The sequence below is a fragment of the Leptospira broomii serovar Hurstbridge str. 5399 genome, assembly GCF_000243715.2.
GTDB lineage: Bacteria > Spirochaetota > Leptospiria > Leptospirales > Leptospiraceae > Leptospira_B > Leptospira_B broomii.
Genome location: NZ_AHMO02000008.1, coordinates 1,943,361 through 1,963,287, shown reverse-complemented (window position 1 = coordinate 1,963,287; position 19,927 = coordinate 1,943,361). Strand labels below are relative to the sequence as shown.

Annotated in this window: 20 protein-coding genes; 13 read left to right on the top strand and 7 right to left on the bottom strand. The window is 43.5% G+C overall.

Features of this window, described 5'->3' with window-relative positions:
• Positions 1–88 precede the first annotated feature (88 nt).
• Positions 89–1,285 (top strand): DegT/DnrJ/EryC1/StrS family aminotransferase, encoded by a 1,197-nt coding sequence (locus LEP1GSC050_RS14760; protein ID WP_010571987.1) that lies wholly within the window; start codon positions 89–91, stop codon positions 1,283–1,285.
• A gap of 180 nt (positions 1,286–1,465) precedes the next feature.
• Here LEP1GSC050_RS14760 and LEP1GSC050_RS14755 read toward each other — a convergent pair whose 3' ends face one another.
• Positions 1,466–2,065, bottom strand: a complete 600-nt coding sequence (locus LEP1GSC050_RS14755; protein ID WP_010571986.1) for a hypothetical protein — start codon at positions 2,063–2,065, stop codon at positions 1,466–1,468.
• A gap of 99 nt (positions 2,066–2,164) precedes the next feature.
• On the opposite strand from LEP1GSC050_RS14755, the gene LEP1GSC050_RS14750 reads away from it, so the two are divergent.
• From LEP1GSC050_RS14750 to LEP1GSC050_RS14740, 3 genes are read left to right on the top strand one after another with little or no spacing between them, the layout of a single operon-like run.
• A complete protein-coding gene (locus LEP1GSC050_RS14750) occupies positions 2,165–2,992 on the top strand; it encodes a carbon-nitrogen hydrolase family protein (protein ID WP_010571985.1) in 828 nt (275 codons plus the stop codon).
• Positions 2,993–3,007: 15 nt separating this feature from the next.
• Entirely contained in the window at positions 3,008–3,601 is a 594-nt protein-coding gene (locus LEP1GSC050_RS14745; RefSeq protein ID WP_010571984.1) for a YdeI/OmpD-associated family protein, read from the top strand.
• Positions 3,602–3,643: 42 nt separating this feature from the next.
• Positions 3,644–4,177 (top strand): inorganic diphosphatase, encoded by a 534-nt coding sequence (locus tag LEP1GSC050_RS14740; RefSeq protein WP_198012855.1) that lies wholly within the window; start codon positions 3,644–3,646, stop codon positions 4,175–4,177.
• 11 nt (positions 4,178–4,188) lie between these two features.
• Here LEP1GSC050_RS14740 and LEP1GSC050_RS14735 read toward each other — a convergent pair whose 3' ends face one another.
• From LEP1GSC050_RS14735 to LEP1GSC050_RS21130, 3 genes are all read right to left on the bottom strand, one after another.
• Entirely contained in the window at positions 4,189–5,013 is an 825-nt protein-coding gene (locus tag LEP1GSC050_RS14735; RefSeq protein WP_010571982.1) for an alpha/beta fold hydrolase, read from the bottom strand.
• A 28-nt stretch (positions 5,014–5,041) separates the two neighbouring features.
• Positions 5,042–5,302 carry a dehydrogenase gene (locus LEP1GSC050_RS21135; protein ID WP_010571981.1) on the bottom strand — a complete coding sequence of 87 codons (261 nt, stop codon included), beginning with the start codon at positions 5,300–5,302 and terminating at the stop codon, positions 5,042–5,044.
• 86 nt (positions 5,303–5,388) lie between these two features.
• Positions 5,389–5,925: an SDR family NAD(P)-dependent oxidoreductase gene (locus LEP1GSC050_RS21130; RefSeq protein WP_010571980.1), complete on the bottom strand. Its 537-nt coding sequence runs from the start codon at positions 5,923–5,925 to the stop codon at positions 5,389–5,391.
• Between the two features lie 167 nt (positions 5,926–6,092).
• Between LEP1GSC050_RS21130 and LEP1GSC050_RS14725 the strand changes: the two genes are divergently transcribed.
• The 4 genes from LEP1GSC050_RS14725 (at position 6,093) to LEP1GSC050_RS14710 (ending at position 9,572) form a co-directional block, all read left to right on the top strand.
• Positions 6,093–7,052, top strand: coding sequence for a helix-turn-helix transcriptional regulator (locus LEP1GSC050_RS14725; protein ID WP_010571979.1), 960 nt, complete (start codon positions 6,093–6,095; stop codon positions 7,050–7,052).
• Between the two features lie 246 nt (positions 7,053–7,298).
• Positions 7,299–8,201 carry a diguanylate cyclase gene (locus LEP1GSC050_RS14720; protein ID WP_010571978.1) on the top strand — a complete coding sequence of 301 codons (903 nt, stop codon included), beginning with the start codon at positions 7,299–7,301 and terminating at the stop codon, positions 8,199–8,201.
• Between the two features lie 44 nt (positions 8,202–8,245).
• A complete protein-coding gene (locus LEP1GSC050_RS14715) occupies positions 8,246–8,920 on the top strand; it encodes a class I SAM-dependent methyltransferase (protein ID WP_010571977.1) in 675 nt (224 codons plus the stop codon).
• Between the two features lie 109 nt (positions 8,921–9,029).
• Entirely contained in the window at positions 9,030–9,572 is a 543-nt protein-coding gene (locus LEP1GSC050_RS14710) for an HdeD family acid-resistance protein (protein WP_010571976.1), read from the top strand.
• A 29-nt stretch (positions 9,573–9,601) separates the two neighbouring features.
• On the opposite strand, the gene LEP1GSC050_RS14705 is transcribed toward LEP1GSC050_RS14710, so the two are convergent.
• Complete coding sequence (locus tag LEP1GSC050_RS14705) at positions 9,602–11,248, bottom strand: helix-turn-helix domain-containing protein (RefSeq protein ID WP_010571975.1); 1,647 nt, start codon at positions 11,246–11,248, stop codon at positions 9,602–9,604.
• Between the two features lie 462 nt (positions 11,249–11,710).
• Between LEP1GSC050_RS14705 and LEP1GSC050_RS14700 the strand changes: the two genes are divergently transcribed.
• The 5 genes from LEP1GSC050_RS14700 (at position 11,711) to LEP1GSC050_RS14680 (ending at position 18,712) form a co-directional block, all read left to right on the top strand.
• Positions 11,711–12,043, top strand: a complete 333-nt coding sequence (locus LEP1GSC050_RS14700) for a hypothetical protein (protein WP_020987668.1) — start codon at positions 11,711–11,713, stop codon at positions 12,041–12,043.
• Positions 12,044–12,177: 134 nt separating this feature from the next.
• The gene (locus tag LEP1GSC050_RS14695; protein WP_010571973.1) at positions 12,178–15,399 is read left to right on the top strand and encodes an efflux RND transporter permease subunit; all 3,222 of its coding nucleotides are present in this window, start codon (positions 12,178–12,180) and stop codon (positions 15,397–15,399) included.
• A gap of 5 nt (positions 15,400–15,404) precedes the next feature.
• Complete coding sequence (locus tag LEP1GSC050_RS14690; RefSeq protein ID WP_010571972.1) at positions 15,405–16,763, top strand: TolC family protein; 1,359 nt, start codon at positions 15,405–15,407, stop codon at positions 16,761–16,763.
• Positions 16,764–16,773: 10 nt separating this feature from the next.
• The gene (locus LEP1GSC050_RS14685) at positions 16,774–17,184 is read left to right on the top strand and encodes a hypothetical protein (protein WP_010571971.1); all 411 of its coding nucleotides are present in this window, start codon (positions 16,774–16,776) and stop codon (positions 17,182–17,184) included.
• 61 nt (positions 17,185–17,245) lie between these two features.
• Entirely contained in the window at positions 17,246–18,712 is a 1,467-nt protein-coding gene (locus LEP1GSC050_RS14680) for a porin (protein ID WP_010571970.1), read from the top strand.
• Positions 18,713–18,872: 160 nt separating this feature from the next.
• On the opposite strand, the gene LEP1GSC050_RS14675 is transcribed toward LEP1GSC050_RS14680, so the two are convergent.
• Together LEP1GSC050_RS14675 and LEP1GSC050_RS14670 are read right to left on the bottom strand one after the other, a co-directional pair.
• The gene (locus tag LEP1GSC050_RS14675) at positions 18,873–19,388 is read right to left on the bottom strand and encodes a DUF4442 domain-containing protein (protein ID WP_010571969.1); all 516 of its coding nucleotides are present in this window, start codon (positions 19,386–19,388) and stop codon (positions 18,873–18,875) included.
• Entirely contained in the window at positions 19,385–19,903 is a 519-nt protein-coding gene (locus LEP1GSC050_RS14670) for a MarR family winged helix-turn-helix transcriptional regulator (RefSeq protein ID WP_010571968.1), read from the bottom strand. The genes LEP1GSC050_RS14675 and LEP1GSC050_RS14670 overlap by 4 nt, the downstream gene beginning before the upstream one ends.
• Positions 19,904–19,927: the final 24 nt, after the last annotated feature.

Below are 19,927 nucleotides of genomic sequence, written 5' to 3'. Positions count from 1 at the left end.
TCAATTCAGAAAAAGATTCCGGAGGTTTTCCCCTTATCTTTTCCAAAAATTCGCCGATCTTATAGGAAGCCCTGGAGGATTTTGTCGCATGATAACAGCGAGAAAGACTTTCTTACCTTTTGCACTACCGTTGATCTCGGAAAGAGCCGTCGAAGAAGTTTCCGCCGTACTCCGTTCCGGCTGGATCACCTCGGGGCCGAAAGTGAAAGAATTCGAAGAAGAATTCGCCAGATACACCGGCTCGGCATACGCGCTCGCATTAAATTCCGCGACCGCGGGTCTTCATTTAGCGCTAGAGGCTATCGGACTTTGCTCCGAAGACGCAGTCTTCGTTCCGGCGGTTACTTTTACCGCGACTGCGGAAACGATCTGTTACTTCGGTGCCGAACCGATCCTGACCGACGTGGATCCTATTTTCAACCTGATGACCGAAAACACATTGAGAGAAGCGATCGATCGGGAATGCGTTTCCTCTAAAGGAAATTTGGTTCATAAAAAAACCGGAAAAACCGTTCGAGCATTGATGCCCGTCCATTTAGCCGGAGCAATCTGCGATATGGACGCCTTGAACGCAATTGCTCGAGAATACCATCTGTACGTAATCGAAGACTCCGCTCATGCCTTCCCCGCGACTCATAAAGGAAAAAAGGTAGGAACTCACGGGGATTTTACCGTCTTTAGTTTTTACGCCACCAAAGGAATTACTACCGGCGAGGGCGGAATGGTAACGACTCGCCATTCTCATTTTGCCGAGCGAATCAAGTTGATGCGATTGCACGGAATCAATCGGGAAACTTTCGATCGTCCAGGCTGGTACTACGAAGTAGTTTCCCCGGGTTTCAAATACAATATGAGTGATATCGCTGCCGCGATGGGTGTCGTTCAATTGTCCGAAGCCGATGAACTTTGGAAACGAAGAATTCTGATTTCGGATATTTATCGTTCCGAGTTTTCCGAATTGCCTTTTCTTCATTTACCCTTACCTGCAAAATCGGGCGAGCATTCCTGGCATCTATTTAGAGTCGAGGTGGATCGCGTAAACGGAAAGATCGATCGGGACATTTTATGTTCTGAATTAAAGAAAAGAAATATAGGCTCGAGCCTGCATTTTATTCCTTTATACGAACATCCTTTTTATCAAAGGTTCGGCTTTGAAAAGAAATACTATCCGAATGCGGACTCGATGTTTCAGAGAACCCTATCACTTCCCTTATTTCCGGGAATGAGCGACGGCGATATAGAGGATGTGGTCTCCGCGATTCGGGAAATCTTTTCGAAGTTCTGACGAACCAAGAAACATTCAACGAAGTCGATCTCAGCTTTATTGCAAAAAATCCATTTCCTAGGATCGATAGAACGAAATTCGGCGATCTTCAAAAAACATTTGAAGGGAAGAAAGCGATCTAGCGACTGCAATATGTAGCTATTCTCCGCGATTTCTTCGAGACCTAAGCTAAAGTTTAATTTAATTAAAGAAGACGAAAAATAAAAATACTTTTACGAAGAGCACAAGTATACCTGCTTCCAGTTCGCTCGCTTCTTGCGCCTTATCGAAGGACGTTAAGGCCAATATCCACTCTTCTACTTCTTCGGCGATCTCTGCATCGTCGAAATCGACCAGATTGATTTTTTTGTATCCGCCTTTCGGAATAGTTACGCCGCAGGTAGAACAAAGATCGGAAAGGATCTCCATGGATTCCTCTCTCACGATCATGGAGAATTCTCCCATTTCCCGGGTTTCGAGTAGGACTGCCTCTCCCAACTCTAAAATTTCCTCCATGACCGCTTCGCTTCCCTCTTCCTCGGCGAGTTCTCTCCATCCGCGTAGACAGTCCAAAAGTTCGTCCGCAAGTTCCAAAATCTTGTCGGAAGCTTCCTTTCGTTTTTCCTCGGAGAGCGATTGCGGAAATCCCATCATCCAGGATTCCTGAACGGCATTCAAAGCCCCTTCTCCGCTGCTTAAAAAACCGAAGAGCAAATAGATCAATGCCCAAGGATTTTCAGGATGACCGTTTGCTGCGCAGAACTTTTGGAAAGATTGAAACTCTTTAAGCGGGAATGCCATACGTTCTAACAGAATTCTTTTACGGGGTTTACGTGCAAGCAGATTGCTCTTTGCAAATAGCTTTCCAATTTATGGCGATAGAATAAGATCTGTTCTATCATGGCTAAATACAAGGCTGCGGTAATACAACTAAATAGTAATGCAGATCCTTCCGCCAATTTAGCAAAAGCAGGAGAGCTGATTCGAAACGCCGTAGACAAAGGCGCAAAACTGATCGGCCTTCCCGAAAATTTTTCTTTCCTCGGATCGGAAAAGGAAAAATTGGAATGTGGAGCGGAGATTCAAAGATTAGCGGAGAATTTTCTCGGTCAAACTTCCCGCGAACATCACATCCATCTCTTGGGCGGAGGATACCCGGTTCCGACTGTTGACGGCAAAGTATTCAATACGGCAGCTCTTTACGGTCCGGAAGGAAAAGAAATATTCAGATATTATAAAGTTCATTTGTTCGACACCGACCCGGGAGACGGAGTAGAATATAGGGAATCTAGAAGCGTCGATTCGGGAAAGGAACCGTCTCCGATATTTTTTTCCTCCGATTTGGGTAATATTTCGACTGTAATATGCTATGACCTTCGTTTCCCCGAGCTATTCCGAGTATTGGTTTCTAAAGGAGCGGAGATAATATTCGTTCCGTCAGCATTCACAAAACTGACAGGCATCGCCCACTGGGAACCTCTTTTAAGAGCTAGGGCAATAGAAAATTTTTGTTACATTCTCGCTCCCGCGCAAACGGGTTTACACGGAACCGGAAGAGAAACCTACGGGCATTCCATGATCGTTTCTCCATGGGGAGAAATTTTATCCGAATCGGGAATAGAGGAAGGAATTATTTACGCTGATATCGATACCGAAGAAATCATGAAAGCTAGAAAGAAAATCCCGTCTTTAAAACATCGTAAATTCGTTGCGGCATGGGAAAAGTAGAGGTAAAGGATTCATATGAGCGGGGAAACCAAAGAAATTCCAACGATTGCGTTTCGTTCCCAAAAAGAATGGGAAAAATGGCTGAAGGGAAATCACTCGGCTATGGCTGGAGTCTGGCTTAAATTCGCCAAAAAGAAATCAGGAATAGAAACCGTCACTTATGAAGAGGCAATTGAAATCGCTCTCTGCTACGGCTGGATCGATAGCCACAAAAAACCTTTCGATACTCTGCATTGGATACAGAAGTTTTCTCCTCGAGGTGCGAGAAGCATTTGGTCTAAGATCAACCGAGATAAGGCGGAAAAATTGATTGCTTCGGGTAAAATGAAATCCGCCGGGTTGAAAGCGATCGAAAATGCGAGACAAAACGGATCCTGGGAAAAAGCATATGATTCCCCAGGACGAATCTCCGTGCCGGAAGATCTAAAGCTGGCTCTGGAAAAAAACAAAAAAGCGAAAGCATTTTTTGAAACTTTGGACAGTACGAATCGATATGCTATATTATTTCGAATTCATAACGCTAAAAAAGAAGAAACAAGAATCAAGCGACTTAGACGATTCGTGGAAATGTTGGAACGTAACGAGAAAATTCATAATAAAAAGTCGTAACTTCTTGCTTTTGGGCGGAGATAGTTAAGATCAAAGACCATGATATTACACCCCTGGCACGAAGCCAGCCCCGGCCCCAATCCTCCGCATGAAGTTCATGCTCTCGTTGAAATTCCGTCCGGAAGCAAAGCAAAATTCGAAGTGGATAAAGAATCAGGTCTGATTCAGTTGGATAGGGTTCTTTTCGCATCCGTGCATTATCCGGCGCATTACGGTTTTATTCCTCAAACCTTGGGAGACGATAAGGATCCATTGGATATACTTGTTCTATGTTCCGAGCAGGTACCTCCTCTTTGCCTGGTCCCCGCTCGGGTAGTGGGAGTCATGAGAATGATCGACAGAGGAGAAGGTGATGAAAAAATTTTAGCGGTCGCATCCGGCGATCGAAGTTTCGACGGAATCGAGCATGTCTCTCAACTTCCTGCTTCTTTTCGTGCGGAACTCACTCATTTCTTTTCAGTGTACAAACAGTTGGAACAGAAAGAAGTTAGAGTCGAAGAACCGGAAGGTCCGGCAGTGGCCAAAGACTTGATCGTAAAAGCTTTGGAACTATACCGCCGAACCTTTCCCACATAAACGGATATAGATTAGCTGCTTTGAACGTCGTCCAGAAACCCTTTGAGGAGCGGGAAGAACTCATCCGGTTTATCCAAATGCAACCAATGACCTACTCCTTCCATGACAGTGTACGAAAATCCCGAACCTAATTTATGTAATGATAATGGACCGTTATTTTCAGTCGTAACGACCGCATATTGTAGCCCGGAAAAGTTTTTCAAAGCGGGGCTCGGATCGTAATCCAACAGACTTTCGGTCACTCCGATTACGGTTTTCTTCGGCATCCCGGCAAGCTGATTCCAAATTCTCGTCTTCACCATTGGATTCGATTTCGCAAGAAGTTGTTCCCAATATCCATACGTAGTTTGTTCATACGCTTCCGAGCGTAAAGCTGACTTTACACCGTCACGAACGCCCTCCGGAATTCCATTAGGGTCGCCGCCGGAATCTACGATAAAAAGACCCGCCACTTGCTCCGGATGTTCGCCTGCGTATTCAAGCGCGACGGAACCTCCCATGCTATGACCGACCAGTACGAATCGATTCAAGTGCAGGAATTTTGCGACTGCCTCGACGTCTTTTGTCATTGAATAGATCGAAAAATCCCCGTCTTCCGGCGGACCGGAACGACCATGTCCTCGAAGTTCTATCGAGATCACTCGTCGACTCCCCGACAATCTTTGTCTCACGTCTTCCCAATGAGAAACTTCTCCTCCGAACGAGTGCAAAAGAATAACCGGTATTCCACCCTCTCCTTCATCTTCGAACGCAATTTTACTTTTCGGTCCTTCGATAATCCGAGAAGTTCCCCTACAGAATACTATTCCTAATACCGAACACGCTATCATCATCATTTATAAAATCCTGAATCCGTTTTTCTTTTCAATCGCAACTCTCACCGAAAGTTTTTAAATAATAGTTTCCCCAATGCGGACGCGAACCGTCCGAATCTACAAAATCATATTCTGTCGAGAGCCCCCAACTGCTTAAAGCTTTGCCGTTCTTCGTACCTACGTTCGGATCGGAGGCCAAGGCAGCCACCGCTCGTCCTACAAACAAAGGAGTCTCGGACGAAACGAAATGTTTGTCTTTTTCGATCCCTTCTCTCCATGTTTCTTCGGTTACGCCGAAATGATCCAACATCGTCTCCGACCTTAAGAATCCAGGAGTAATGGCGAGTGACGTGACTCGCCAAGGTTGTAATTCTTTAGACAGGCAATGAGATAAATTTATGATGGAAGACTTTGTAAGACTGTACGGTAAATTTCCCCTGTATCTATAATCCGTGCCGTGACTTCTACCAATAGACCGGATCCTTTTTCAATCAGCAAGGGCGCACCGTAGAAAGAAGTGATGATATGGGAATTGAGACAGTTTCCGAATATCTTCAAAGCTTTGGAGATATCTTGTTCCCAGAATTTTTTTCCCCACTCAGCTAAGTGATCTCCTCCCCAAATATCGTTTACCAGAATATCTAAACCGCCGTTCGACTCTTTCTTAACTTGTGCAAAGAGAGATTTTACCTGCTCCGGGTCCGCATGATCCGCTCGGATAGGAACTCCCTTTCCTCCGACTTGAGAAACTTTCTCCGCAGTTTCTTCGATCGTTTCCTTTCGTCCTAGCTCGGACGTGAAATCTCGGCTGGTGCGACCCGTGACATACACTGTGCAGCCTAATTCGCCTAACGCGATCGATATGCCTCGACCCGCGCCCCTGGCTCCTCCTGCAACGACCGCAACCCTACCATCCAACGGTTTTTCAATCATGACATCAGTATACGACACCCTAGTTGTCATAATCTGTCATATTTAATAAATGGAATCCTGCGGCAGTAGCCAAAGATGGTAAAAGATAGGAATTCGAAATTAGCCTCTGAATATAAGGATTGCAATATATGACAGAAGATGTCATATATTGATGGTAAGATTGTAAGATGCGAGCAGATCGTCTTTTGAATATTCTTTTGCATCTCCAAGCCAAGGGGAAAACCACCGCAAAGGAACTTTCCTCCAAATTAGAAGTTTCGGAACGAACCGTTCACCGGGATATGGAGGCTCTTTCCGCCGCCGGAATTCCGATCTACGCGGAACGAGGGGTTGGGGGCGGTTGGATTCTGAGTGACGGGTACAGAACGAATTTAACAGGGATGAAGAGAGAAGAAGTGCTCTCTTTGTTTCTTCTTCAATCCTCTCGAATCTTAGAGGACCTAGGAAGAAAAAAGGATTTCGACTCCGCATTCTTAAAACTCTTGGCAGCATTACCGCCGGCTTATAAAAAAGATGCCGAGACAGTTCGTCAAAGAATCCATATCGACGGAGCCGGTTGGAACCAAGCGATTCGGGATCTTCCTCTGCTTCCGATTTTGCAGGATGCAATTTGGGAAGATAGAAAAGTAGAAATATTGTACGAAAAAGAAGGTCAAACTTCTCCGAGGCTTTTGGAACCGCTAGGACTCGTTGCAAAAGACACAGTCTGGTATTTAGTCGCTCGGAGGAGCAGGGAAATTCGGATCTACAGGATATCACGAATTAGAAATACTCGCCTAACAGAGGAAAGGTTTGAGCGCCCCAAAAAATTCGACCTAGCAAAATATTGGGAGGTGTGGTTACAAGATTTTCAATCAAGACTTCCGCAATATACGGTCAGAATTAAGATTACAACCGCCTTGGAACCACGGATACGAAATATTCCGTACGCTAAAATCACGAAGACGTTTCCTTCAAAAAAGGGTTGGAGCGAAATGGAGTTGGACCTAGAAACTCAAGATTGGGCGACAGGAATATTGATGCGTTTTGGTTCCGAAATAGAAGTGTTGCATCCGCCGGAATTAAAAGATTCCATACTCAAGAAAGCAAAAGAGCTTTTGAATCTATACGAACCTTCCGATTCCTGAAATCTCCGCCATGCACTGCAAAATCCGGCCTCCTTCTATGGAAAGTCTTCCGTTCGAATTACGGACCGTTCCTTATCGCCGCACACAGAATTTAGGCTTTAATCTAGATCGACGAAATATTTCAGTCCTTTATCGTTAAAAATTCCGAAAAAGCGATTTTACAGATGGCAGAAATCGACCCCGAAATTGTTGATTTTTGAATCTTCTACCTTCTAATTAGAAAGCCTCCCCAGGTTAAGAATTTCGATGCTACTGAACCCAGAGAGCGAACATACTCAAGTTAGAAATTTCTTAGAGCTTACTGCGGACGCAGTTATTCTAGCGGATTCCGACGGACGACTCATAGAATTTAATTCCAACGCAAAGAAACTGGAGTTAATTTCCGAAAACGAATCCTTGTTGGAAAAAGATTGGTACCCGGTTCTCAGACTCCTTGCTTTAGGCGACGCAGTTAATATCTTTTTAAGGACTTCCTCCATTAAGCGACGATTCGAAGTTAAAGTTGCGGAGATCCGTTTAGCGGATTTTCCTGAAAAAATTTTAACAGCCTATATATTTCAAGACAAAACGGAATTTAGGAAACTGGAAGTCAAGATAAAGAGATTAAAGTCCTTAGGTCATCGGGATAGAAATAGAATCCGAGACCTCGAAATAAGGGATCCATTAACCGGATTGTTTAATAGAAATTACATGATGGAAACCTTCAGTGCGGAGCTTTCCAAGGCTTCCAGAAACGGTCATTCGATAGGAATCATACTCATGGATATCGATCGCCTGAAAGGAATCAACGACGCCTTCGGAAATAGCAAGGGAGATATGCTCATCGCCGAAATAGGGAAAATTCTTTTGGAGAATTCGAGAAAGAGCGATGTTGCTTGCCGATTGGGCGGGGAAGAATTCTTGCTTTTATTGCCGGGAGCACAAAGAGAAACCGTTTTGGAGCGGGCCGAGAAGATTCGAGAGTTATTCTCCAAATTTTATATGGAAGATTCCGTCGATCTACTTACCGGAACCCTTTCCGCCGGAGTCGCTATGTTTCCAGCCGATGGATCTTCCGAAGACGATCTCATTTATGCGGCAAATTCCGCGTTGTATGTTGCGAAGCGGTCAGGTAGGAACAGGGTAGTTTCAACCGGAACTAAAGATTAAAATCTTACGAGACGGATTGAGAAGAAAATTCTCTTCTTACATATATGGAATACGTGGAATCCTTCGAACGTGAACGAGCAAAGGCCTACGACGAGCGAATCGTAAGAATGATCCCGTTTTACGACGAGGTTAAGGAATTAGTGGCAACGCTTCTTTTAGAATTCGTAAAGGAAAATTCTAAGATACTTTGTGCAGGATGCGGAACAGGAGCGGACTTTCAAAAATTATTGGAAGTCGCGCCCGATCGATATTCTATTACCGGCGTAGATCCTTCTCCGGAAATGATTTCCCAAGCCAAAGTAAAATACCCTTCTCTGCACTTAGAATGTTGCACCGTTCAGAATCTGCCGATTAATATCTCTTATTCGGGAGCAACATTGTTGTTCGTCCTGCATTTTCTTTCCGACGATGGGACCAAACTTTCCCTATTGCAAGAAATTGCTAAAAGACTTACGCCGGGAAGTTTATTTGTATTATTCGACCTCTACGACCCTATACCTCATAATGGAGATTTCATTTTCCGAACCGTAGAATCTTATTTAAAAAATTTTAAAGAATGGAAATCGAGCGAGCTAAAATTGTATATGAAACGAGTCAAACAACTACCTAGAATTTCCGGACCTCGTTATCAGGAATTATTGCATGAGGCGGGATTCTCAAATGCACAACAAGTCTTTCAAGTAATGCACGTTTGTGGCTGGGTTGCTTTCAAGAGTTAGAGTGACAATTATCAACCATTCAATTATATCGTAACACCGAAATTATAATAGCCTCGACATTAATATTTGGAATGATTCAATCATTCTAAATTCATATAGGAAGGTAAGGATGAATTCCTTAAAACCGAAAGCAGCTAAGCATTGGTGGATTCATGTAATAGTAGGAATCCTTTGGATAGGCGTCGGCATTGTTACTTTATTTTTTCCGATCCAAAGTTATTTTGGCTTGAGCATGGCATTTTCAATGATACTAGCGATGACAGGCCTATTTCAGATTTCCTTCGCAATATCAAACCGAAATCGGTTCTCCGGCTGGGGTTGGAGTCTCGCATTAGGAATTCTAGATATAATTGTCGGATCCGTCCTGCTCTTCCACCCCGAAATAACCGCGATCACGCTTCCTTTTATTCTAGGTTTTTGGTTGGTGTTCCGGGGAGTCACTTTAATTTCTTTTGCTCTCGAAGTGCGCTCCATTCAATCCTATCCTTGGGGCTGGCTATTATTTAGCGGAATCGCAACCATTCTGTTTGCATTAGGAATACTCTTCTTTCCGCTGCTCGGGATGTTCACGATCCTCATATGGGCAGGCGCAGGGTTCATGATTGCAGGTTTCGGAAATATGTATCTAGGATGGAAGGAGTGGAAAGCATAACTCTTCGAACGAGTCCTATCAACGTTTTATTATGACGGTTCTTTAAGTGAATCTTCCCGATTAATTCTTTGTCCATTGAACTGACGATATCCGTTAGGGCTAAAGCCGGTTAATTTTTTAAATTCTAGATTAAATGCCGATTTGGAGCTAAAACCGGACTTAACGCGAACTTCCGTAATCGACAATTTCGGGGCGAGAAGGAGTAATTTTTTCGCCTCTTCTATTCTATATTGGTTCATTAAAGTCGGAAAATTCGTCTTAAATTCCACGTTTATGATTTCGGAAAGTTGATGGATTCCGATTCCTAATTCCTTGGCTAAATGTTCTTCCTTCAGCGAATTTTTTAAAAATATTTTATCCTCTTGAATCATCGTGAGAATACGGGAAACTAAACTACCCACTTCTAACGAGGAAACCGTACTCTTTCGATTTCCGGACTTGGCAGGTTCGGAATAAAAGTATCCCTCTGCACTGAACGAATATAGACAAAAACTCGAAAGAAGCGAGTGAAAAGGGGCGAAGAAAACGACCGAGAATATCGCGATTTCGTTATAAGGATAAAAATCGAAATGGTAAAGCGATTTAGCCAGATTTAACAGAAAGAAAATGACCCAAGAAAATAAATAAACGATTACTGTCGGTTTTCCTGAACCAAATATCGATCTATGCGATTTTATAAAAAAATAAATCGCAAGAGTCGAAGAGCCTGCTAAAATTAAAATTCGATATTCGAATACCGGCTCCGATAAAGGAATCAGTAAGAAAGAAAGCCCGAAGAGTAGACCCAATAAAGAGATCCAATTTGCCTTTTGTTTTCCGTCCCAAATTCTTTCAACCGACAGAAGAAACGGAAATAAGGAAATATAGGAGGCGGTCTGAAAAAGAAAATATGGATATTCTACTATTCTTCCGCTTACTCCCCAAAATAAAGCGAACGATTTTATATGCAAAAAGTAAAAGAAGAATATGGAGATTAGAATATGCATGTGAAGGGCAGGGAAAACCGCCTTTTTACGTCTAAGCCAATAAACCGTTCCTAAAACCAAAGCCAATATTGTTAAAAGAAAAATGAAAATCACCGAGGTGCCGCGTACCGACTCCTCCTTTTCCATCCTACTTTGATCCAACACTTTAACTGGAAAGTTTGCATAGGTAATGTCCTCAGTAGAATAGAAATAGTAGTAAAATGTCTTAGTTTCTCCCGATCGCAAGTGAATCGGAAAAGAAGGAAAACTTGGAATAAAGTACCCTTGAAAATTCTTATCTTCGCTCTGAAGATAGAAGTCTCGTTCGAATTGGCCTTCGGACGAAAAAGCGCAGAATTCGATTCGAGAAAGATTGGTGGAGAAAAAAGTTAGTTGTTTATCGACGTCATTGCCCGTTTCATTTTTAAAAGTAAACCTCAGCCAATTCCCGAAATTAGTTCTGCGCACTCTTAGGGTATTAGGAATCGGATTCGTGTGCCATTCCAATTTACGTACTTTTTCCAATCCTCGATCGGAACAACCGACTACTGTAGTCCCTCTATATCTGTACTCCGCTTGAGAACTTATATTCAACGTGTCGGGAGTACTTGCAGTAATAGAAATCGGATCTGCCGTTATTATCTTAGGAAACAGCAATGAAAGAAGTGCGGAAACGAGTATAAGAGAAGGGGAATAGTTTCGAATCTTCATATTTTATTTGGCTCTATTAAAAGCGATAAACTCAAACCATTAGGACATCCGGAAAAACCCGAAAAAATCGGAATAATATTGCTCTCTTGATATTTAAAGCGGAACGGACGTCAAACAAAAATGCACATTTCGGTTATGGAGATGTCGCTTAGCAAAATAAAGAAAGAAAAGAGAGCCGAAAATACGTTTTTGATAAAAATTCCATCGGCGTACAACTAACTCGCAAAGATCAAACTGAATTTTTCTTCTCTCTATATCTAAAGACCGATCGAAATCTGAATATTCCTTATTAGAAAACGTGATATATAATGAGAGATCGATAGAATATAAAATCTTATTAATATATCAGGTCCAACTTTTTAAATATGGACAACTTTTTCGACGGTTTTGGGCATGAAAATACAAACTCACTTGACATTAGGAGAATCAAATAAAACGAAGATGCTAAGGTTCGACAAGTCGATGGAAAAATTTATTGGCAGGCTATTGAGATGCAGCGCGGTTACGCTAGTCTTATGCCTATCGATTAATATCGCTCTCGCAAAACCGTTTGCTCAAAAAGAGAAATTTCGTGCCGAAACTGAAACGGAAGATTCTATAGAAGTACGCGAAGAACATCCCGAACAGGAGCAGTCTAGTTTTTCTCTGTCAGGCTTGGTTCCGGCGGAGTACATCAATTATCCGATTTTAATCTACGAATTTTCATATATAATAGACGCCTCTTCATCTTCCATATATACCGTTCTTCTTTTCCCTTCCCTATTAAATATCCCTCCACCTTCCTACAAAGCATAAAAGATTCAAGTATAACGCGTAGAGCGCTTCGAAACTTTATTCTAATTTAGAATTAAGATTTACTGGCTTAGCTTTCCACATTCAAGAGAAGCTCGAAGCATATAAAAATACGAGATCATGGGACGAGGTACCCGATGAGCCAAAAGAATAAAAATATTCAAACCCTTCATATAGGGAATGAAAGCTTGCCTGTCAATGACATCGCTCCCGATTCCTATGCGGATGCCGTTAAGCAGGTTAATCAGGCAGGTATTGCCGCATTTTCGGTAAAGAATCCTCACTTAATGATCGTGGGTTGCATTATCGTTCTCGTTTTAGGAGTTTTAGCCTTATTTCAGATGCCGCGGGATCTCCTACCCCCATCCAAACAGCCTGCGGTTCAAATACTAGACGTTTATTGGGGCATGCCGACTTCCAGTACTGAAACTATTTTAACTTGGAAGTTCGAGAGATATACGGGTCAGGCCCCCGGATTGATCCACCAAGAATCGAAGTCTTATCCGGGCGTAAGCGTGGTTAATAATTTCTTCGACGAAGATTCCACATCGAGACCGGAAGCCATGGGCTCCACGGTGGGTTATATTATGTCGGTGCTTCGGAGACTTCCGCCGGGCGCGATGCCTCCGATCGTTCTGCCGTTCGACCCGATGGGTTCTACTCCGGTTTGTCTTGTAGCGGTGAGCGGAGATTTCGAAGTTAACGAACTTTATGATAGAGGTCAATACGACGTTCGCCGTGCCTTGCAAGGAACTCCAGGAACCATAGCTCCTACCGTCATGGGCGGAGCCGAAAAGCAGGTCATCATCGAATTAGATCCGCTTAAACTCAAACAGTACGATATGTCTGCGGCAGAAGCGATGGATAAGATCGGACGATTAAATACGTTTATTCCTGCCGGTGACGTTAAGATCGGCGACTTCGATTATCCGATCTATACTAACGGGGTTGCAGACAGCATCCAAGCCTTCGATGACTTCCCTCTCCGAAGCAGAGAGGGTGTATCCGTTTTCGTCAAAGACGTTGGCAAAACCAAGGAATCTAGCATTGTTCAAACCGAAATGGTCACATTGAATGGCAAGGAAATCGTCTACGTTCCTGTCTTGCGCCAACAAGGAGCCAACACGTTAGCCGTCGTTGATTCGGCGAGAGAAGCGATGAAAAATCTGGAAAAGGAAATTAAAGGCCTTAAATTGAACATCGTCGCCGACACTACCGTCTTCATTCGTAAAGCGGTCGAAACCGTGGGCGAAGAAGCCATGTTCGGAGGTGGCTTGGCTGCCTTGATGGTCTTTCTTTTTCTTGGCAATCCTCGTGCGACCTTCGCAACGCTACTTTCTCTTCCTTTTTCCACTCTGTTCGTGTTGATGGGCTTAAAAGCTACCGGATCAACTATCAATATAATGACGTTAGGAGGGATGGCCCTTTCTATAGGTTTGCTAGTAGACAACTCGATCGTCGCAATCGAAAACATTATGCGGCATCTTGCGGAAGATAAGGATCCGAATAGGATTCGAGTAGTCGTTAAGGCGGCACAGGAAGTTACTCCACCGATCATTGCGGTAACTCTTTGCAATGTTGTCGTACTATTTCCGATCCTACTTACAAAGGGAGTAGTAAACGTTCTCTTCGGAGCGATTGCAAAAACCGTAATGCTTGCGATAACGGGTTCCTTACTCTCCGAAACGGCAATCATTCCCCTCTTTGCAAGTCGCTTCCTTACAGGAGAAGCGCCCAAACTTCCGAAGTTTTTCCAAGTAATCCAGGACTTAATAGCCGGCTTAACTGAAATTTATGGAAGAGCGCTTGAAAAAGTAATGACTAAGACTAGGGCAGTCGTAATCGGAATTTGCATTTTGTTCACGATAGGCGCCGCGGCGTTACCGTTTATTGGAACGGAACTTTTTCCGCGAGCCGATGCTGGTAGCTTCGTTTTACACCTAAGATTTCCATCCGGACTTCGAATCGAGGAAACAAGTGAGAAAGCCAAGCAGGTTGAAGCGAAACTCAAGGAATGGATCAAAGGGGACTTGGAAATGGTGCTTTCCGATTCAGGATTGTATCAGGGATTTCCGGCCGCCTTTTCACAAAACGGCGGAACACAAGACGTTACGATGACCGTGGAGCTAAAGGAAAATCGAAAAAAAACTTCTCAGTACTATGCGCGAATTCTTAGGGAAAAACTGCCGCATGAATTTCCAAACGTCGATCTAGGCATAGAATTGGGCGGACTTCTTTCTTCTTCCTTGAATGGAGGAGCGCAGGCACCGATAAACGTTCAAGTTAAAGGCTCAAATGCCGGAAAAGCATATGAAATCGCCAAAAGCTTACTGCCGGACATCAAGACCGTCAAAGGAGCAACCGATGTCCGTATTTTAGAAAGTTTTGATACTCCCTCGATCGAAGTGAACATAAATAGAAAGAAGGCTGACGCGCAAGGAGTCCTTACCGACGAAATCGTTCAGAATATCGTAAGCGCCCTAGCGGGAAGTATCGTTTACAAGCCTACGATCTGGGTCGATCCGAAAAGCGGTATCGACTATGCGTTAGGAGTCCGTTTCCCTGAAGAAAAATTTCAAACGATGAAGGACTTTGAAAGCATTCCGGTAACCGGCAAATTTCAAGAGAGAGCAATCCCGCTTTCTCAACTTTCCGACATCGAGCAAACCAAAGGCCCGACCGTCTTAAGTCGAGTAAATATGAAACGAACCGTAAACATCATGCTGGATTCTCAGGACCGTGATGTTGGAAACGTTTCTTCCGATATTGAAAATATCATAAGAAACGTTAAAGTACCGGACGGATATAAGATCGCAATCACTGGAGAAATCGAGAAGATGCGGGACGCTCTTTCTCAGCTCGGAGGCGGATTCTTTCTTTCTGCATTCCTAGTTTACATGATTCTCGTAGTGCAATTTAGATCCTTCATGCTTCCGGGGATCATGATGCTCACGGTACCGTTAGGAATGGTCGGAATCGTCTTAATGTTCTCCATTACGGGAACATACTATAGTCTTCAAGCTGGGATCGGTACTATTTTTCTCATCGGTATCGCAGTCTCCAACGGAGTTCTCTTAATCGAGTTCATTCTCCACATGATTGAGCACGAAAAGATGAATCTTGACGAAGGAATTATAGCCGGAGCAAAGGCACGATTACGGCCCATTATGATGACTTCGTTGGCTTCAATGTTAGGCTTAACTCCTATGGCAATCGGTTTCGGAAAAGGAGCAGAAGCGAATATCCCTCTCGGTAGAGCGGTTATCGGAGGTCAATTTCTTGCAACTCTGCTTACGCTATTCGTTTTACCGACCGTCTTCAGATATCTTTATCGAAAATTTTATGTGAACGGAAATTAACTCCTATGAAATTTTCAGGGGGAAATATGGATTTTATATCAAAAAAAGTAATAAAAATAATAATAATATTCACTCTCTTCTTTTCTTCAGTTCTATACTCCGAGTCCGAAACAATACTTTCGATCGAAGATCTGATGTTAAAGGCCGAGAAAACCAGTCCCGATGTGGCGGCCAAGATTTTCCAAGCCAAGCAGGCGGAGGAGACAATCGGCGTCGCAAAATCCGCGTATATGCCGACTGCATATGCTTCGGGTATGATCACTTCCGGTCTACCCGGCTCGTTCGGAGAGCCGGGGGTTATGGTACCGAGAGGCGTAATGGTTTCTCCATTTCATGCAGGTCCGTCTGCCGGTATTTGGGGACAATACACTCTCTATGATTGGGGCAGAAGAGCAAATGACGTAAAGTTCGCGGAAAGCCAGGCAAAAGAACGAAAAGAAGAGATTCGACTGACTCGAATAGAAGTGTTGGATACATCAGTCAGAAGTTACTACTCCTGCGCTAGAAATAGAAGCATGATGGAATTATGGTCCGGCCTAACCGAGGATTTGGAAACGATCCGCCGGGAAGTCCTAAGATTCGTAAGAAACGGACAAAAATCAATAGTTGATAGATACTTAATAGAATCACAAGTCGAACAAATCAAAACGCAAACTAGCGACTATGAGCTAAGATTAAAAAAGGGAAGAGAGGAGTTAGGTTTATTAGTCCAGGAAGATTGGAATAATTTTTCCTGTCCGCCGATTCTTTCTATCAACCTAGGTAAATTACCCGAACAAGAATCCTCTGCTGCAAGACTTTCCGATCCCGCATTAGGAATAGGAAACGAATACGATAGCTCGCCGATCGTAAGCAGGGCAAAATTGGAACTGATTTCCGCCGAAGCAAAATTAGATCGTTCAAAAGCCGACTTTATGCCCGAACTTAAATCATCCTATTCGGTCGGCTCGTTCAAGGAAGCTCGTCTTGTTCCTTATCAAAATTATTCGGCCAACCTTTCCTTCGTCGTCCCAGTATTCGAAGGATTAAAGACGGTTAAGGAAGTGAAAGCCGCAGAGCACGACGTTTCCGCGAAGAGAAAAGAATTGGAGGCAGCAAGAAAGAAAGTCGCCGAATTAAACGTAGGTTTAGGAAAAACGATAGATTCTTCGGCGTTGAGAATCAAGCACCTCCGCACCGAGGTTGATCTTGCAAAGACCGCATATGAAGTCGCGAGAAGTCGCTACGCGAATTATCAAGGAACTTTGGTCGATTTTCGAGAAGCGTTTCGAAATCTTTTGCGAACCCAGGGCGAATTGATCGATGCTTACGCCGAGTATTTAATTTATACCAAGGCGAAAGACCTGGTTAACGGAAAAATATAAGGGAATACTGATGAATCATATTAGAATTATCGCTACTTTCAGTTTGATCCTCTTCTCATTGAATTTCGCTAATTGCATGAACGGAAATTCGGCTTATACAAACCAAAAGAATGCCAAAAAAATAATATTTCAAGTCGGAATGCTCAAATGCTTATCTTCGGGAGGACAAGCGAACGATTTAGCGAATGTCCAATCTTTAGTGACGGAAGTAATTTCACAAAATCCGACTCTCTCGCCTTCCGACGAATCGGATCAATATTTTAAAACTAGCGCAGTTCATAATTGCGAACTAGCAATACTAGCCGCATCGATCACAAGCTGCGACTTTAAGGATTTTATCGCGACGGATTACTTTTCGGGACACAGGATCTGCCACTTAACGCCGAGCAGGGAGTTTAGAATCGATCGAATGAACCATTAATGAATTCAAGATAGACGGGTTCTGCCCGTTTCTAATCGAAATCTTTTCGGAGTTTTTCGTTATGCGGAAATGGACGATTTTATTTTTTTTCTCGGCAATCTATATCGTATTATTCGTATCACCTCGATCGGCTCAAGAAACTCCTGCCGAAACTAAAACGAATTTATCCGGAAGAACGGAGTCAAAACTGGCGGAAACTTTCCTACCTGGAAAACTCCGAATTCAAGGAATGATACAAGTACGCGGTATTTCCGCTCAAAGAGATTCCAGTTTCTCGAACGGACACCGTGATTTCAATTCTGTTGATACTAATTTTCGGCGGGTTCGCCTTGGGACGGACTACCGAGCGCAAAATTGGGGATTTGCCTTAAATCTTCGTTTGGAAGATTTAATCAATTCCCCAAGCACGAAGGAACAGAAAAGTGCGAACGGAAATGTGACCGATGTATCGGTAAAGACCGACGGAGGCATTTTGCAGTCCGGATATTTTTGGTTTCAATTTCCCGCATCCTGGGTAAGAGGAACAATCGGACAATTTAAAACTCCGTTTCAAAGAGAACAATTGGCGAGCGCAAATCGGTTAGCAATACCCGAACGGGCATACGGAACATACCTTCTTCCCCGTTACGATATCGGAGGAATGATCGAGTTCGAACCCTTAAAGATGATATCGCAGGAACATTCAAAATATATAATTCTCTCCTTGGCAGCAACGAATGGAAAGGGTTCCAGCCTAAATGGAGTCGGAAATAAACAAGTTCTTACTTCCTATAATTCCACGGATACACCGCTATTAATTTCCCCTCAACTCTCCTGGAGAATCGAATTCAACCCGTTCGGTGGAATCGTTAAGGACGGTAAAGATACGGGCTGGACGGAGGGGGAGGAAATTTTTTACCGGGAAACGAAGCTATCCATCGGGTTCGCGGGAGTTAAAACGAAAGAGTTAGCGACGTTAAACCAATTAAACCCGCAGATTCGCGGAGTCTCGTCTCTTAATTTAGAAATTCAACAAACTACGCCTTCAAACGGGACTGGAATCGGCCCGCCTACAAAACCGATCGGGATTACGGGAGTTCCTTTAGATCAGACCGGAACCTTTCGTCCTTCCTTCGGATTCGGCGCTCACACTCTCGATTTCACATTCACCTCGCATGGATTTTATTCCTCAGGCGCCTATACTAGTAGCTATGGAGCCGCTTCTCTCGGCACAGTTTCTTACGTGGGAACACTGGGTTATTCCATACCGATAGGTGATACAATTCTTTTGCCGCTCGTACGATATGATCGCATCTGGGGTGATTTTAACGACGATCAAAAATTAGAGCCGTATGAAAACTTGCAAGCTTGGTGGTTTGGATTCGATTTATTCTTAAAAAGAAACGATCTCAAGATTCAAGTATTCTATAAGGAACAGCATGATTCGCTGGGAAAACATATATATACCGGCACACCGTACGACTCGCATGATGGTACATTATATCTACAATTTCAAGGAACCTTCGATGCTGAAATATCGACGAAATAATTTCAGCTTGAAATCATTATGCAAGCGTCCGAAATGCCGCGACTCTCAGGAACGAGCAATACCGCCGTGTAATTTCCAGTCTCGATCCATGTTTCCGCGAAAGCCTCGACAAAGTTTGCAAATTTCTCGTCGCTATTTCCGTTCGGAAGGTCTCTAATCCTTAACGATCTTTTTTTCGGGCTGCCAGTTTTTGTTCGTAAAATTCTTTACTCGCAGCATAAATCGATTTTTCGAATGTGGCAAAGACGGTCCCGTTTTCGTTCTCGTATTTTAGAGGAAGATCGAACGTCGTCTCTCCGTTCTGCGAAATCTTTTCCTTTGTTTCGGTGATTAGTTCTTCCGGTATAAGAAAGCGAGTCCTAATTTTTTCGGTGATAGGTCGAATAAACTTAATCTTTGCGGCCTTGTCCCAAACCACATAATCTTTTCCTAAAATCCACATCATCAAAAGCATAAAATAAGGATCGACCGAGCTATAAATGCTTCCCCCATAAACTGTACCGACCCTATTTAAAGTCCGCAACTTTAGGGAAAGCCCGACGTGTAATTCCTTGAAATCGGAGGATATAAATTCGATTTTACCCCCCGTGCACCAAATACAAGGCCAATAGTTCAATTTAAATCGAAGCCAACGGGACTCCCAAGATTCTTTACGGTCTGTTGGAAATAATTTCATGAAGAGATATTCTCCCTCTGTTCAAGTTTTAAAAGAAGCTTCTTTAACAATCTAGATAACTCGCCCTTCTCCTTCTCGGTCAATACGGTTAAGAGATCGGTTTCGGATTTCACATGTTCCTGAATGGCGCGGGAAATCGCCTCCTTTCCTTGATGCGTTAATCGAATCAAAACTCCTCTTCTATCGTCCGGGTCGAGATCCCTTACGACTAAACCCGAAGACTCCAAACGATCGATACGGTTGGTCATCGTTCCCGAGGTTATCATCAATGTAGAAAGAAGTTCCCCCGGAGATTTCCGGTAAGGTTTTCCACTGCGTAATAGTGCGGCTAAGACATCGAAGTCTTGGTACGTTAATCCATGTTTGTCAAAAATAGGTTTGTGAACGTCGGTAAAAATAATTTGCGATAACCGGTGTACACGGCCGATCAAAGCGATCGCGTCAACGTCTAAATCCGGTCGTTCCCTATTCCATTGTGCTCGGATAGTATCAACATGGTCCGTTTTTCCGCTCATTTTTCCTTTTTAGGGCAAAAGTAT